Genomic DNA, 14,445 nt, shown 5'->3' with positions numbered 1-14,445 from the left:
CTGGAGCGTTTGTAATGAATCCTCATGAGCAGTTTCGTGAAGAAGTAAAAGAAAACGTCGAAGGCCTGCAACAGGACAAAGCCCTGCAAGCCACGTCGCTGGACTGGGTTGGCACCACCGCCAAGCACAAGTACACCTACAACTTCAGCTGGATGGGCCGCCCGATTATCCAGTTCCCTCAGGACATGGTCGCCATGCAGGAGATCATCTGGTCCCTGCGCCCGGATATCATCGTTGAAACCGGTATCGCCCACGGCGGCTCCCTGGTGTTTTATGCGTCGATGCTGGAGCTGATCGGCCACGGCGAAGTGCTGGGTATCGACATCGATATCCGTCAGCACAACCGTGAGGCAATCGAAGCGCACCCGATGTTCAAGCGGATTGAGATGATCCAGGGCTCGAGCATCGATCCGGCCATCGTCGACCAGGTTCGCCAACGCATCGAGGGCAAGAAAGTCCTGGTGGTGCTGGACTCCAACCACACTCACGAGCACGTGCTCGAAGAGCTGCGCGCCTATGCGCCGATGGTCTCGGTGGGCAGCTACTGCGTGGTCATGGACACCGTGGTTGAAGACATGCCGGAAGATGCATTCCCGGACCGGCCATGGGGTAAGGGCGATAACCCGAAAACTGCCGTGTGGGCCTACCTGGAAGAAAACCGCGATTTCGAAATCGACCAGGCCATTCACAGCAAATTGCTGATCACCGTCGCGCCAGATGGCTATCTGCGTCGCGTGCGTTAATCAACAACATCGTCGAGTTCTTTCGGCTATTGGCCGGTTGTGGGGAGATTTATGCAAGGCAAGAACAATTCTGAACACGGGCTGGCGCTCAACGAACAGTTGACCGTGGTGCTGATCTCTCACGAACGGCCAGCATTTTTGCGCCGGGCGGTACGTTTTTACAGCAGTTTGCCCTGCAGGATTCTCGTACTGGATTCCTCTACCGAAGCTCAGCCAGAGCTGTCGGGTCAATTCCCGAACGTGGACTATCAGCACCTGCCGCAGTTCGGGTACTGGGGGATTCGGGCGAAGTTGGCGTATGGCGTAGAGCAAGTCACGACACCGTTCATGGTGTTCGCCGCTGACGACGACTTCCTGGTACATGACGCGTTGTACGAGGCCACCGAATTCATGGCGGCCAACCCCGATTACAGCCTGTGCCATGGCTACAGCATGATGTATCTGGCACTGGCCAACAGCGTTAGTTACTACCGCCGCGACAAGAAAGTCTGTGAAGATTATTCGGCTGAATGTGCCCAGGACCGGATCCTGGATTACATGTCGCAATACATCCCGCCGTTCTACGCCGTCCAGCGCACCGCACTTCTGCGTGACTGGTACCACGCCATGCCGCAGAACACGATCTTCCAGTGGCAGGAAGTCGGCCATACGTATTACATGCTGGCCCGTGGCAAGGTACGAATCCTGCCGATCGGCTATGTAGTGCGTGAAATCAACTACGAGCAATCCGACCATAAAACCGAGATCTTTCACTCGCTGGCTTTTACCGACGCCAAATCGGTCGCCGAGCGTGAAGAATTCGCCGGTTTTCTGGCCGGGCTGCCCACTCAGATTCGTGATCTGGAGCCTGAGCAGGGTGTGCCGTTCGTGCTCGAAAGCTTCGCGGCGCTGGCCGATAGCCTGCGTACAGGGCGTGCTCTGACCGCCGAACTGATCATCGAATCATCGTGGACCAGTGTCGAGACCGTTCCCCAACGTCGTTTCGGCCCGAAACAGTACATCGAAATGCCGTTTTACAATCAGGCGTTTTTCGATCATTTGGCTCACTTTGAATTCCTGCTGCACGCCATGCCGGCGGGTCGTGTTCAGTTGCAAGGCCTGGAAGGCGTGTGGACACAGCAGGAACACTTGCTGCGCGCGCGCAATAACGATACCCCGGAAAGTGTGGTCGACCGTTTGTGGATGGCCCATGACTGCAATGCGTTCAACCGCTGCGTGGTCAAGCGCCTGGCTGCGCAACTCGAGTTACTGGGCGAGGAAGAGGACGCGCAAACCATGCATGACTGGCTTGGGCGCCTCGAGGCCGTATCGGTCCAGGCCCATCACCCGGCCTTCGACAAGATGCTGTCCGTGCGTCTGCTCAAATGGCTGGCACCCCGTCAGCCTGATGCCGATCAGGCCGAGGCGATTGCCCGGCATCTGGCCGCCAACGGCGGCGGCCCGCAGTTCGGCATCTTTGTCCTCGACCTCGAGAACAATATCGACCAGTTGCAGGTCACCCTCGACAGCCTGGTCGAAGGTCGCAGCAAAGCCTTCAAGATTGTGGTGCTTACCGTCGGTGAACCACCCGCGGCGACCACTGCGCAAAACACCCTGCACTTTGTCCGGGTCACGCAGAGCAACTTCGTCGACAAGCTGAACCAGAGCGCTCGCCAATCGCCGTGTGACTGGCTGCTGCTGGCGCAAGCGGGTGACGAGTTCACTGCCAGCGGCTTGCTGCGCGCCAGCCTGGAGTTGATGTCCGTCGGTGATGTCCGTGCTGTCGCCACCGACGAAATCCAGCGCAAGGCCGACGGCGCGCTGGTGGACGTATTCCGCCCTGGCTTCAACCTCGACCTGCTGCAAAGTCTGCCAGCGCTGATGGCTCGGCACTGGCTGATCCGTCGGGACGTGTTGCTTGAGGTCGGTGGTTATCAGGCCGACTTCAGCAAGGCGCTGGAATTCGACTTGCTGCTGCGTCTCATCGAGCAGGGTGGCCTCAACGGTCTTGCTCATCTCGATGAGCCGCTGCTGATCACCCAGGCGCCTGGTCTGGAAGAAAACGCCGACGAGCGTCAGGCGCTGCTGCGTCACTTGGGCAATCGCGGCTACAAGGCCAAAATTACTTCGGCGTCGCCAGGCACTTATCAGGTCGATTACCGCCATGCCGAGCGTCCGCTGGTGTCGATCATCGTGCCTGCCGGGGATGATCTGCCCGCGCTGCAGCGCTGCCTGGACGGCGTGCTGCTCAGAACCCGTTACACCCGCTATGAAGTGCTGATCGCGGCAAACCCGAATCAGTCGGCTGCCGTCAATGATTGGCTGGGCTCTTTGCAGAACGCCAAGGTGCAGGTGCTGTATGCCGATCAACCGTTGAGCGAAACGGCCTTGTGCAACGCCGCCAGTCAAGAGGCCCAGGGCGAATACCTGGTGCTGATGGCGGCTGACGGTGAAGTGGTCAACCCGAACTGGATCGAGTCGTTGCTCAATCACGCCCAGCGTCCGGAAGTCGGCATCGTCGGCGCCAAGCTGGTTGATCGTGACGGGAATATCTCTCAGGCCGGTCTGATCCTGGGCCTGAACGGCGGTGTCGGCTCGGCCTTCGTCGGGGAAAAACACGACGCCAGCGGGTACATGCAACGACTGCTCGTGGAGCAGAATTATTCAGCCGTATCGAAGGCCTGCCTGATGGTGCGCAAAGAGTTGTTCGACGCCTTGGGCGGTCTGGACGACCAGACCTTCGCCGAAGGTTTCAGTGATGTCGATCTGTGCCTCAAGGCTGGTCACGCCGGTTACCTCACCGTATGGACGCCGCTGGTTCAGGTGCTTCATGCGGGCGAGGTGCCGCAGGCGCCGCAAGCCCTTGCTGCGTTGCATGAAAAATGGTCCGCCGCCTTCGCTCAGGACTCTGCCTACAACGCCAACCTGGCGCTGACGGGTAAAGGTTTCACGCTGGGCGAAAGCACCCCGATCAACTGGGCGCAGTTGCTCGCCTAAAAGGATTCACGGCATGTTCAACGGTAAATCGATTTTCATCTCGGGCGGCACCGGTTCGTTCGGGCGCAACTTTATCCGTCGCTTGCTGGAGCAATACCAGCCCAAGCGGGTGGTGGTGTTCTCCCGTGATGAGCTCAAACAGTACGAGATGCAACAGACGTTCAACGCGCCGTGCATGCGCTACTTCCTGGGTGATGTGCGCGATGCCGAGCGTTTGCGCCAGGCCATGCGCGGCATCGACTACGTGGTGCATGCCGCGGCTCTGAAGCAAGTGCCGGCCGCCGAATACAACCCGACCGAATGCATTCGGACCAACGTCAACGGCGCGGAAAACATCATCGCCGCCGCCATCGATAACGGCGTCAAGCAAGTGGTCGCGCTGTCCACTGACAAGGCGGCCAGCCCGATCAACCTGTACGGCGCCACCAAGCTGCTGTCGGACAAACTGTTCGTGGCCGCCAACAACATTGCCGGTGAACAACAAACCCGTTTTGCCGTGGTGCGCTACGGTAACGTCGCCGGCTCACGAGGCTCGGTGGTGCCGTTCTTCAGCAAGTTGATCAACGAAGGCGCGACCGAACTGCCGATCACCGACGAACGCATGACGCGCTTCTGGATCACCCTCGATCACGGCGTGCAGTTTGTGCTCGACAGCTTTGCCCGGATGCATGGTGGTGAAGTGTTCGTGCCGAAGATCCCGTCGATTCGTATTGTCGACCTGGCGCTGGGCATGGCCGAGCACTTGCCGCACAAAACCGTGGGGATTCGTCCGGGGGAAAAACTCCATGAACTGATGGTGCCGCTGGACGATGCGCGCATGACCCTGGAGTTCGCCGATCACTACACCATCCAGCCGTCGATCCGCTTCACCAGCGTCGACGTGGATTTTGCCGTGGACAAGTCGGGCGAGCAGGGCAAACCGGTGACTGAGGACTTCGAGTACCGCTCCGACACCAACCCGCATTTCCTCTCGGTCGGCCAGATCGCTGATCTGCATGCGGGGCTGCCGGCATGATCCCCTATGGTCGGCAGTGCGTCGATCAGGCCGACATCGACGCGGTAGTCAGCGTGTTGCAGTCCGACTGGTTGACCCAGGGGCCGACCATCGAGCGCTTCGAACAGGCCGTGGCTGAACGTTGCCAGGCTGATTTCGCGGTGGCGGTGTGTAACGCCACGGCGGCGCTGCACATTGCTTGCCTGGCCGCAGGGCTTGGGCCGGGTGATCGTTTGTGGACCACGCCGAATACTTTTTTGGCCTCGGCCAATTGCGGTCGTTACTGTGGCGCCGAGGTGGACTTCGTCGACATCGATCCGCTGACCTGGAACCTCGATGCCTACGCGCTGAAGGCCAGGCTGGAAGCGGCGCAAGACAACGGCACGCTGCCCAAGGTGTTGGTCGCGGTGGCATTCGCCGGGCAGAGCTGCGACATGCGCATGCTCGCTGAACTGGCCGAGCGTTATGGTTTCATGATCATTGAGGATGCCTCTCATGCGGTCGGTGCGTCCTATGCCGGCCGGCCGGTGGGCTGCGGTGATTTCGCGGCGATGACGGTGTTCAGTTTTCACCCGGTGAAAATCATCACCAGTGCCGAAGGTGGCATGGTGCTGACCAATCGCCGGGACCTGGCCGAGCGCCTGCAACGCTTGCGCAGCCACGGCATGACCCGCGACCCCGCGCAAATGACCGAACCCAGCCACGGTCCGTGGTATTACCAGCAAGTGGAACTGGGCTTCAATTACCGGATCACCGACTTGCAGGCCGCCCTCGGGCTGTCGCAACTGAACAAGCTCGATGACTTTATCGAACGCCGACGTGAGCTGGTGGCCCGCTACGACCGCCTGCTGGCGTACTTGCCGCTGACCTTGCCCAGCCCTCAGCCAGAAGCCGAGTCAGCCTGGCACCTGTATGTGGTGCGCTTGCAGCTTGATCGCATCAACCTCAGCCATCGTCAGGTATTCGAAGGCTTGCGAGCGGCCGGGATCGGGGTGAATCTGCACTACATTCCGGTGCACTTGCAGCCTTACTATCGTGACCTGGGTTTCGCTGAAGGCGATTTCCCGGAAGCTGAGCGTTATTACGCCGAGGCGCTCAGCCTGCCGCTGTTTCCGTTGCTCAGCGACGAGCAACAGGACTTTGTGGTCGAGCAGCTGCGACGGCTGACTGAATAAATAACGTTGAAGGTTGTGTAGGAGCTGCCGAAGGCTGCGATCTTTTGATCTTTTGATCTTTTGATCTTTTCGATATGCCGAAAAACAAGATCAAAAGATCGTCCGAACGCGGCCCGAGCCTTCGGCAGCTCCTACGGGGATAGCACCAGGCCTTGGTGATGAGTGAATGGGAACTGTGCAATGCGCGAACTGAGTGAGCAGGAAAAATTCTGGCAGGGCGACTTCGGTAACCAGTACGTTGACCGCAACGTCGGGCAACCATTGGTAGCCGCCAACCTGGCCTTGTTTGCCAAGGCCTTGACCCGCGCCGGGCGAATCGAAAGCCTGGTGGAACTGGGCACCAATGCCGGCAACAATTTGCAGGCGCTGCGTCAGCTGTTGCCGCAATGTGAACTGTTCGGCGTGGAGATCAACGAAAGCGCTTGCGCCCAGGCCCAGGCACTGGGGATCGCCCGGATCTGGCAGGGTTCGCTGTTCGATTTCCCCCGCGAGCGCACCTTCGACCTGACCCTGAGCAAAGGCGTGCTGATCCATCTGGCGCACGAGTTGCTGGCGGCCGCGTATGACCAGTTGTATGCGTTGAGCCAGCGCTACATCCTGATCGCCGAGTACTACAACCCGGCGCCGGTCGAAGTGTCGTATCGCGGCAACAGCGGCAAGTTGTTCAAACGTGATTTTGCCGGTGAAATGCTCGATCGTTACGATGATCTGCAACTGCTCGACTACGGTTTCGGTTACCACCGCGACCCGCAATTCCCGGTGGACGACATCACCTGGTTCCTGTTGGAAAAACGCCCTTGAACAACGTCGCAATCATCCCGGCCCGCGGTGGCAGCAAACGCATACCGCGCAAGAACCTCAAGCCGTTCGACGGCGTGCCGATGATTGCCCGTTCTATTAAAACCGCCCTCGATTCGGGACTGTTCGCTCAGGTGGTGGTCAGCACCGATGACGAGGGAATCGCCGAGTTGGCTCGGGCCTGCGGTGCGCAGGTGCCGTTCATGCGCCCGGCAGCGCTGGCGGATGATTTCACCGGTACGGCGGCGGTGATTGCACATGCCCTGGAAGAACTGCAGCGACAGGGTCGGGACTTTGATCTCGCCTGTTGTATCTATGCCACGGCGCCGCTGTTGCAAGCGCGATTTCTGCAAGAGGGTTTGAGCCTGTTGCAGCAGCATCCGGACAGGTCTTTTGCATTCTCGGTGTGTGATTTCGGTTTCCCGGTGCAGCGTGCGATGACCCTTGATGATCAGGGTGCATTGACCGCTTTGTATCCGGAATTTCGCCAGACACGTTCCCAGGATCTGCCGCCGGCTTATCAGGACGCCGGGCAGTTTTACTGGGGGCGCAGCAGTGCCTGGTTGCATGGCGAGGTGTTGTATTCAAGCCAAAGCCTGCCGGTGATCCTGCCACGTTATCTGGTGCAGGACATCGATACGCTCGAAGACTGGAAGCGCGCCGAATATCTGTACGCCGCGTTGAAGGCTGGTGGTGAGCTGAAATGAGAGTACTGATCCGCGCTGACGCCTCGCCGACCATTGGCAGTGGCCATATTGCCCGCTGCCTGACCCTGGCCAGGGTGTTGCGCCAGCAGGGCGTGCACGTGGCGTTTGCCTGTCGCCAGTTGCCGGGCCATCGGCTCGACAGTCTCGCCGCCGAGGGTTTTGAAACCTTCGCGCTGGCGCAGCGTTACCCCGATGAAGACCCGCAGCAGGCCATCGAAGCCATGCTGCCATGGCAGGCAGATATTGCTGCATTAGGCCAGGCGCTGGAACAGCATCCGGCCTTCGACTGGATCATCGTCGACCACTACGGCCTTGATCATCGCTGGCAGACGGCGGCTCGCCGCTGGGCGCCACGGATCGCGGCGGTGGATGATCTGGCGACGCGCACCTACAGCGTCGACTTGCTGCTTAATCAGAATCTGTCGGGCACGTCAGCGGCTTACGCTACGTTGCTTAAACCGGATTGCCAGACCTTGCTCGGACCACGCTTCGCCATGCTGCGCAATGAATTCTGCTGCCCGGCGATTGCAATCAAGCCGCAGGCCAAACGTGTGCTGGTGAATTTCGGCGGCTTTGATGCGGCGATGCAGACCCATCACGCGATGTTGGCGCTGGCGGATTTTCATGCGCTGGAAGTCGACTTCGTCGCCGGCGCCGACAACCCGGCCTGGGACCAGATGCAAGCACTGGCGATCGATCATCCGAATTGGCGGTTGCACAGTTTTGTCAGCGACTTTTACCGATTGATGACCGAGGCCGACCTGTTTGTCGGTGCCGGTGGCGGTACCAGTTGGGAGCGGGCCGCCATGGGCCTGCCGACGATCTGCATTGCCGTGTCGAATAATCAGCAGGCCAACGGCGAGGTCATGGCGACGTCGGGCGCTCATGTGTTCCTCGGGGCGCGTGAGCAGATCAGCGTCGAGCAGTTGCGCCTGGCCATCGGTTTTGTCGCGGGTAATCAGGGGTTGCGTCAAAGTCTGGCCGAGCGTTCCCGGCAATGGGTCGATGGTCGTGGCGCGCAGCGCGTGGCCGCCGCGTTGGTCGGTGCGGTATTGCCGTTGCGCGAGGCGACGCCTGACGATGCGCGATTGTTGTTTGATGGGCGCAATGCCGAGGCGGTGCGCCGTTGGTCTCTGGATAGGCGCCTGATTGATTGGCCAGCGCATCAAGCCTGGCTGGCCGCCAGCCTGGGCAATCCGCAGCGATTGCTGCTGATTGCCGAAGCGGGCGATGGTCCGGTCGGGGCGCTGCGTTATGACCTTCACGGGTTGAGCGCCGAAGTCTCGATTTATCTGTTCGAAGGCCGTTTCGGCCTGGGCTGGGGCAGGGCGTTGCTGGCTCGTGGCGAAGCCTTCGTGAGCGCCCTCTGGCCGCAACTGCAAAGCATCACCGCTCAGGTATTGCCCGCCAACCAGCCGTCGCTGAGTCTTTTTCGCGACGCCGGTTTCACCCAGAGTGCTTGCGTGTTCACCCGTGTTTTAAAGGATCACCGTAATGACTAGCTTCAAGATAGGCGAGCGTTTGATCGGTGCCGATGCGCCCCCGTTCGTCATTGCCGAAATGAGCGGCAACCATAACCAGTCGCTGGACGTGGCGCTGCAAATCGTCGAAGCCGCCGCCAGGGCCGGCGCCCACGCCTTGAAGCTGCAAACCTATACCGCCGAGACCATGACCCTGGACCTGGATGAAGGGGCATTTTTCATCAAGGACCCCAACAGCCTGTGGGCCGGTTCTTCGTTGTACGCGTTGTACGAGAAGGCCCACACACCGTGGGAATGGCACGCACCGATTTTCGCTCGGGCCAAAGAGTTGGGCATGTTGGCGTTCTCCACGCCGTTCGACGACACCGCCGTGGACTTTCTCGAAAGCCTCGACGTACCGGCCTACAAGATCGCCAGTTTCGAAAACACCGACCTGCCGCTGATTCGCCGGGTTGCCGCCACCGGCAAGCCGCTGATCATCTCCACCGGCATGGCCAGCATCGCCGAACTCGACGAAACCGTGCGCGCCGCCCGCGAGGCTGGTTGCAAGCACCTGGTGCTACTCAAGTGCACCAGCACTTACCCGGCGACGCCGGCCAACAGCAATGTGCGGACGATTCCGCATTTGCGCGAATTGTTTGGCTGTGAAGTCGGGCTGTCCGATCACTCCATGGGTGTCGGTGTGTCTGTCGCGGCGGTGGCGCTCGGGGCTACGGTGGTGGAAAAACACTTCACCCTCGACCGTGCCGCCGGTGGGGTCGACGCCAGTTTCTCCCTGGAGCCGGCAGAACTGGCCAGCCTGGTGATCGAAACCGAGCGCGCCTGGCAGGCGATGGGGCAGGTGCATTACGGCGTGACCGAGGCCGAGCGCAAGTCGCTGGTGTACCGGCGCTCGCTTTACGTCACCCGGGACATGGCCGCCGGTGAACCCTTCACCGCTGAAAATCTGCGGGCCATCCGCCCGGGTCTGGGGTTGGCCCCCAAGCACGCTGAAACCCTGCTGGGCCGCCGTGCGCGCCAGGCCATCAAGCGCGGAACAGCGCTGGACTGGTCGTTGGTCGAATAACCCTTGTAGGGCTGATTCGGCGAAATAGCGTGACCTGTGAGTCATAACGCGCATCTTCACTGTATTGTATTGACCGGGAAGATGGCGCCTGGCCCTTTATCGGGTCCAGTGATAGCCCTTTACGCTTCCCGCTGTCGCCCGTTGCGGGCGACTGAAAATCTCTGTTTGTCGGCGCCCCTCGAATCCTTGCGAGCGGTGGTATTGGGCTGTTTATTATTGGGAAGCCGTAATGATTGGCATAAAAAGCATTGCGAGCTACGTTCCTGTAGCCGGCGTGGACAATTACGCACAAGGTGCAAAATTCGAAAAGGATGAAGAATTCATCCTGGGCAAGATCGGTTCGGCCTTCCTGCCGCGCAAAGACGCCGCGCAAGAAACCTCGGACCTGTGTGTCGAAGCAGTCAACGCGCTGTTCGCCAACAACCCCGATTTGAAACGTGAAGCCATTGATGTGCTGATCGTCGTCACCCAGAACGGTGACGAAGAAGGCCTGCCGCACACCGCTGCGATCGTTCAGGACAAACTGGGCCTGCCGACCACCGTGGCAGCGTTCGATATCTCCCTGGGCTGCTCGGGCTACGTCTATGGCATCTACGCGATCAAGGGCTTCATGGAAGCCACAGGCCTGAAGAACGGCTTGTTGGTGACTGCCGATCCGTACTCCAAGATCGTCGATCCGGAGGACCGTAACACCACCATGCTGTTCGGCGACGCCGCCACTGCGACCTGGATGGGCGAAGACGCGCCATGGCAACTCGGCAAGGCCAAGTTCGGCACCGACGGTTCCGGCGCACCACACTTGAAGGTTACCGATGGCGTGTTCTATATGAACGGTCGTCAGGTCTTCAATTTTGCGCTGCTTAAAGTCCCGGCGCATTTGCATGAGTTGCTCGACGAGTCTGGCCTGAAGGCTGACGATATCGATGCCTTCTGCATCCACCAGGGCAGTGCGGCGATTGTCGATGCGGTGGCCCGCCGGTTCGAAGGCGAGCCGGAGAAGTTCATCAAGGACATGGTCGAGACCGGTAATACCGTGTCGTCGAGTATTCCGTTACTGCTGGAAAAACACGTCCTGGACTCCAACTGGAAGCGCGTAGCACTGAGCGGTTTTGGTGTGGGACTGTCGTGGGGCTCGGCGATTATCTATCGTCCTTGAACCACGCTTCGTAGGAGCTGCCGAAGGCTGCGATCTTTTGATCCTGTTTTTCTGCACTCTGAAAAGAACAGCTCAAGATCAAAAGATCGCAGCCTTCGGCAGCTCCTACAGGGTTGTTCAGCGGTCATTAAAAGTTGTAAGGCCAATACAAAAATAGCGTTCAAGGGTTTACCTTGAACGCTATTTTTTTGCCTGTATGAAAAGCGAGGCAGCATGAGCGAATGCTTTGAAGATAATGCTCAGGTGATAGAGCGCCGCTGGCCGGCGTTGCACACGCGGTTGATGCTGGAGGACAGCACGTCGGTCCAGGCCGAATTGTCCGAGGGCCTGGCTTCGACGCTGAGCATTGGCGGCATCCAGCTCACCAGTCGCCATGACCGTTTCCACGAAGCCCGTGTGCAGGCGACCAGTCTGCCGACTGGCAAGGCGCAGTTGCATGTCTACGGCACCGGCCTTGGGGATTTGCCAACGGTCCTGCTGGAGCGTTCCGAGCTTGAGCGCCTGTACGTGCACATCCTCAACGGCGCGCTGTTTGCGCTGGTGCTGCAATTGCTCGATCAGCGGCACTGGCTCGATGACCCACGGGTGGAGCTGCTGTATGCCGGGGATCATGCGGATATCTACTCGCCGTTTTTCGCCCTGCCGGCGGAAATGCTGCTGGCGGACGACTTCAACGCCAAGATTCGTGATCGGCTGGTCAACGAAGTCCACCTAAGTTTCAACAATCGCGACTTCGACCCGCAATTGCCGGCCATTCAGCAGCGCTTGCAGGATTGCCTGGACGTGCTGCTCGCGGATGCCGATGTGGCGCAGTTGTTTGCCACCTGCACCGGCCGCGAAATCTATGTGATTGGCACCGGACCGACACTGGAAGGACATTTCGCGAGGCTGGCGGCGGTGCGCGGGCAGGCCGAGCGGCCGCTGTTCATCTGTGTCGACACCGCCTATCGGCCTTTGCGCAAGCACGGGATCATCCCCGATCTGGTCGTGACGCTCGACCAGCTCATCAGCTTTCGGCACTTGCCTTTTGAGGAGTCCGACGGCATCCCGTTGGTGTACCTGCCCATGAGCGATCCGGCGGTGCTGAAGGCCTGGAAGGGCAAACGGTATGGCGCTTACACCGCCAGCCCCATCTACGCGATGTTGCGTCAGCAGCATCCCGGGCCGAACTGCATGCGGGCGGCAGCGTGATTCACCCTGCGGTGGACCTGGCCGTGAAGATGGGCGCCACGTGCATTACCCTTTTCGGCGCCGACTTTGCCTTCCCGATGAACAAGACCCACGCCGGGTGGAATGACGGCGACCTGGGGCCAGCCGTGGATCAGGCTCGACATTGGGTCCGTGATGGGCATGGCGAACAGGTCAGGACACAGCTGAATTTTCGCGGCTACCTGTGTGTGCTGGAGCGTTATATCGCCAGGCATCCAGAGGTGACTTTCCTTAACAGCAGCCGGGCAGGGGCAATGATCGTCGGTACGCAATTCAATCAGGAGTTTGTGCAATGAGTGCGCTGGCGAAGTGCATCAGCGCGTGCCGCCACTGCGCCGGATTGTTTCGGTTGGGGCGCGATGTCGAGGCGGCGCTGATCATGGTGGATGTATTCGATGAAGCGCAGCAGCTTTTATCGTCCGCGCCTCAGGATGTTCAGCCGTCGTGGGCGCAGGTACTGACCCACATGCTGGCCTGCCAGGAGCGTCAGGATTGGTTGGGACTGGCCGATTTCATGGAATATGAGCTGATTGATTTGCTGGAAAGTGTTCAGGTCTGAGGGCGACCAACGGCTCTGGCCTACAGGTTGGGGGTGTGGACGGTTTTATGACGTCATTTTTTCGTGGTTGAGAGGGCATCAAGCCCTTGTTTTCCAAGGGATGGCAGGGTGATGGCAAAATTTTTTCAAAAAGCCCTCAAGCAACCTGCCAACCCGACGATAACTATTACGAAGGTTCTCTAGGCCACACCCGGCGGTTGCCAGGGCCGGAAGCCGCAGTACCCAACCAACGAGGAATTCGTCATGGCATTAACAGTAAACACCAACACTACGTCGTTGAACGTTCAGAAGAACCTGAACAATGCTTCCAATGCTCTGTCGACTTCGATGCAGCGCCTGTCCTCCGGCCTGCGTATCAACAGCGCTAAAGACGACGCCGCCGGCCTGCAGATCGCAACCCGCATGACTTCCCAGATCCGTGGTGGCAACCAGGCGATCCAGAACGCCAACGACGGTATCTCCGTTGCTCAGACCGCTGAAGGCGCGCTGCAAGCTTCGACTGACATCCTGCAGCGTATGCGTGAACTGGCTGTTAAAGCACGTACCGGTACCAACGGCAGCGTTGACCAGACCGCTACCAACCTTGAATTCAGTCAGATGTCTGACGAATTGACCCGTATCTCCGCTTCCACCAACCTGAACGGCAAAAACCTGCTGGACGGTTCGGCTGGCACCGTTACCCTGCAAGTGGGCGCAAACACTGGTTCGGCTAACCACATCGACCTGGTACTGAGCTCCAAGTTCGACGCCGTCAGCCTGTCGGTAGGTAGCGGTACTGTTGTTCTGACCGGTGCAAGCGTTTCGGGCGCCGCGGCTAACATCGACAACGCAATCACTGCGATCGATGCTGCAATTGCGACCATCAACAGCACTCGCGCTAGCCTGGGTGCTTCGCAAAACCGTCTGACCAGCACCATCGCCAACTTGCAAAACATCGTGGAAAACACCACTGCTGCACAAGGTCGCGTACAAGATACCGACTTCGCCGCAGAAACAGCTAACCTGACCAAACAGCAAACTCTGCAACAAGCTTCCACCGCTGTTCTGGCCCAGGCTAACCAGCTGCCATCCGCTGTACTGAAACTGCTTCAGTAAGATCGGATTGGGTTTTGGCGGGGGAGTGCGCTTGCGTACTCTCTCGCTTTTTCCGTTTAAGAGGTGATGGTCATGGACATGAGCGTAAAGCTGAACTTGTCTTACCCGGCCGCGCAACCTACGGTCAGCACTACCGATAAGCCGGCCGATAAACTTGGCGCTGAAAGTATCAAGGCTGTCACTGCAGCGGCTAAAAGCTCGGATTCGGACAAGTCGGACAATTCGGATAAGTTGAAAACGGCCGTTCAGGAGATCGAAAAGTTCGTTCAGTCGGTCCAGCGTAACCTGGAGTTTTCCATTGATGAAACCTCTGGCAAGGTCATCGTCAAGGTGATCGCCAGCGAGTCTGGTGAAGTCATTCGGCAGATTCCATCGGCCGAAGCAATGAAACTGGCTGAAAGCCTTCACAATGCCAGTAACGTATTGTTCGACGCCAAAGCCTGATACTGGCATGAAACGTGTTTGCTGGATCATTGGCTACGCATA

Annotated in this window: 12 protein-coding genes and 1 pseudogene; all 13 read left to right on the top strand. The window is 59.2% G+C overall.

Translation table 11 applies throughout. The features are described 5' to 3' along the window. Nucleotides 1-14 precede the first annotated feature (14 nt). The 13 genes and pseudogenes from JFV26_RS20515 to JFV26_RS20455 all read left to right on the top strand — a co-directional run bounded on the left by JFV26_RS20515 (nt 15) and on the right by JFV26_RS20455 (nt 14,403). Nucleotides 15-743, top strand: a complete 729-nt coding sequence (locus JFV26_RS20515; protein WP_201195040.1) for a cephalosporin hydroxylase family protein — start codon at nt 15-17, stop codon at nt 741-743. Between the two features lie 51 nt (nt 744-794). Further along, on the top strand, nt 795-3,719 hold the full coding sequence (locus JFV26_RS20510; protein WP_201195038.1) for a TIGR00180 family glycosyltransferase: 2,925 nt from the start codon (nt 795-797) through the stop codon (nt 3,717-3,719). A 13-nt stretch (nt 3,720-3,732) separates the two neighbouring features. After that, the gene (gene pseB, locus JFV26_RS20505) at nt 3,733-4,734 is read left to right on the top strand and encodes a UDP-N-acetylglucosamine 4,6-dehydratase (inverting) (RefSeq protein ID WP_201195036.1); all 1,002 of its coding nucleotides are present in this window, start codon (nt 3,733-3,735) and stop codon (nt 4,732-4,734) included. Beyond that, the gene (gene pseC, locus JFV26_RS20500) at nt 4,731-5,888 is read left to right on the top strand and encodes a UDP-4-amino-4,6-dideoxy-N-acetyl-beta-L-altrosamine transaminase (RefSeq protein WP_201195035.1); all 1,158 of its coding nucleotides are present in this window, start codon (nt 4,731-4,733) and stop codon (nt 5,886-5,888) included. Before pseB ends, pseC begins: the two co-directional genes overlap by 4 nt. Before the next feature lie 180 nt (nt 5,889-6,068). Beyond that, entirely contained in the window at nt 6,069-6,689 is a 621-nt protein-coding gene (locus JFV26_RS20495; protein WP_201195034.1) for a pseudaminic acid biosynthesis-associated methylase, read from the top strand. Next, complete coding sequence (gene pseF / locus JFV26_RS20490; protein ID WP_201195033.1) at nt 6,686-7,393, top strand: pseudaminic acid cytidylyltransferase; 708 nt, start codon at nt 6,686-6,688, stop codon at nt 7,391-7,393. Before JFV26_RS20495 ends, pseF begins: the two co-directional genes overlap by 4 nt. Beyond that, on the top strand, nt 7,390-8,895 hold the full coding sequence (gene pseG, locus JFV26_RS20485; RefSeq protein WP_201195032.1) for a UDP-2,4-diacetamido-2,4,6-trideoxy-beta-L-altropyranose hydrolase: 1,506 nt from the start codon (nt 7,390-7,392) through the stop codon (nt 8,893-8,895). The genes pseF and pseG overlap by 4 nt, the downstream gene beginning before the upstream one ends. Then, entirely contained in the window at nt 8,888-9,940 is a 1,053-nt protein-coding gene (gene pseI, locus JFV26_RS20480; RefSeq protein WP_201195031.1) for a pseudaminic acid synthase, read from the top strand. The genes pseG and pseI overlap by 8 nt, the downstream gene beginning before the upstream one ends. A 229-nt stretch (nt 9,941-10,169) precedes the next feature. Next, complete coding sequence (locus JFV26_RS20475) at nt 10,170-11,096, top strand: ketoacyl-ACP synthase III (RefSeq protein ID WP_201195029.1); 927 nt, start codon at nt 10,170-10,172, stop codon at nt 11,094-11,096. Between the two features lie 213 nt (nt 11,097-11,309). Further along, nucleotides 11,310-12,601: pseudogene (locus tag JFV26_RS20470) on the top strand (motility associated factor glycosyltransferase family protein). Further along, a complete protein-coding gene (locus JFV26_RS20465; RefSeq protein WP_201195027.1) occupies nt 12,598-12,864 on the top strand; it encodes a hypothetical protein in 267 nt (88 codons plus the stop codon). Before JFV26_RS20470 ends, JFV26_RS20465 begins: the two are co-directional and overlap by 4 nt. A gap of 243 nt (nt 12,865-13,107) precedes the next feature. After that, nucleotides 13,108-13,959 carry a flagellin domain-containing protein gene (locus tag JFV26_RS20460; protein WP_201195025.1) on the top strand — a complete coding sequence of 284 codons (852 nt, stop codon included), beginning with the start codon at nt 13,108-13,110 and terminating at the stop codon, nt 13,957-13,959. A 72-nt stretch (nt 13,960-14,031) separates the two neighbouring features. Then, on the top strand, nt 14,032-14,403 hold the full coding sequence (locus JFV26_RS20455) for a flagellar protein FlaG (protein ID WP_201195023.1): 372 nt from the start codon (nt 14,032-14,034) through the stop codon (nt 14,401-14,403). Nucleotides 14,404-14,445 lie beyond the last annotated feature (42 nt).

This window comes from Pseudomonas sp. TH31 (assembly GCF_016650815.1).
Lineage (GTDB): Bacteria > Pseudomonadota > Gammaproteobacteria > Pseudomonadales > Pseudomonadaceae > Aquipseudomonas.
The sequence above is the reverse complement of the archived record's forward strand: the minus strand, read 5'-3'. Positions and strand labels throughout refer to the sequence as shown.

What these genes read in the sequence shown, in the direction of transcription:
- JFV26_RS20495 (WP_201195034.1), top strand. Translation starts at nt 6,069, where the DNA reads ATGCGCGAACTGAGTGAGCAGGAAAAATTCTGGCAGGGCGACTTCGGT.
- pseI (WP_201195031.1), top strand. Translation starts at nt 8,888, where the DNA reads ATGACTAGCTTCAAGATAGGCGAGCGTTTGATCGGTGCCGATGCGCCC.
- JFV26_RS20515 (WP_201195040.1), top strand. Translation starts at nt 15, where the DNA reads ATGAATCCTCATGAGCAGTTTCGTGAAGAAGTAAAAGAAAACGTCGAA.
- JFV26_RS20465 (WP_201195027.1), top strand. Translation starts at nt 12,598, where the DNA reads ATGAGTGCGCTGGCGAAGTGCATCAGCGCGTGCCGCCACTGCGCCGGA.
- pseB (WP_201195036.1), top strand. Translation starts at nt 3,733, where the DNA reads ATGTTCAACGGTAAATCGATTTTCATCTCGGGCGGCACCGGTTCGTTC.
- JFV26_RS20460 (WP_201195025.1), top strand. Translation starts at nt 13,108, where the DNA reads ATGGCATTAACAGTAAACACCAACACTACGTCGTTGAACGTTCAGAAG.
- JFV26_RS20455 (WP_201195023.1), top strand. Translation starts at nt 14,032, where the DNA reads ATGGACATGAGCGTAAAGCTGAACTTGTCTTACCCGGCCGCGCAACCT.
- JFV26_RS20475 (WP_201195029.1), top strand. Translation starts at nt 10,170, where the DNA reads ATGATTGGCATAAAAAGCATTGCGAGCTACGTTCCTGTAGCCGGCGTG.
- pseG (WP_201195032.1), top strand. Translation starts at nt 7,390, where the DNA reads ATGAGAGTACTGATCCGCGCTGACGCCTCGCCGACCATTGGCAGTGGC.
- pseC (WP_201195035.1), top strand. Translation starts at nt 4,731, where the DNA reads ATGATCCCCTATGGTCGGCAGTGCGTCGATCAGGCCGACATCGACGCG.
- JFV26_RS20510 (WP_201195038.1), top strand. Translation starts at nt 795, where the DNA reads ATGCAAGGCAAGAACAATTCTGAACACGGGCTGGCGCTCAACGAACAG.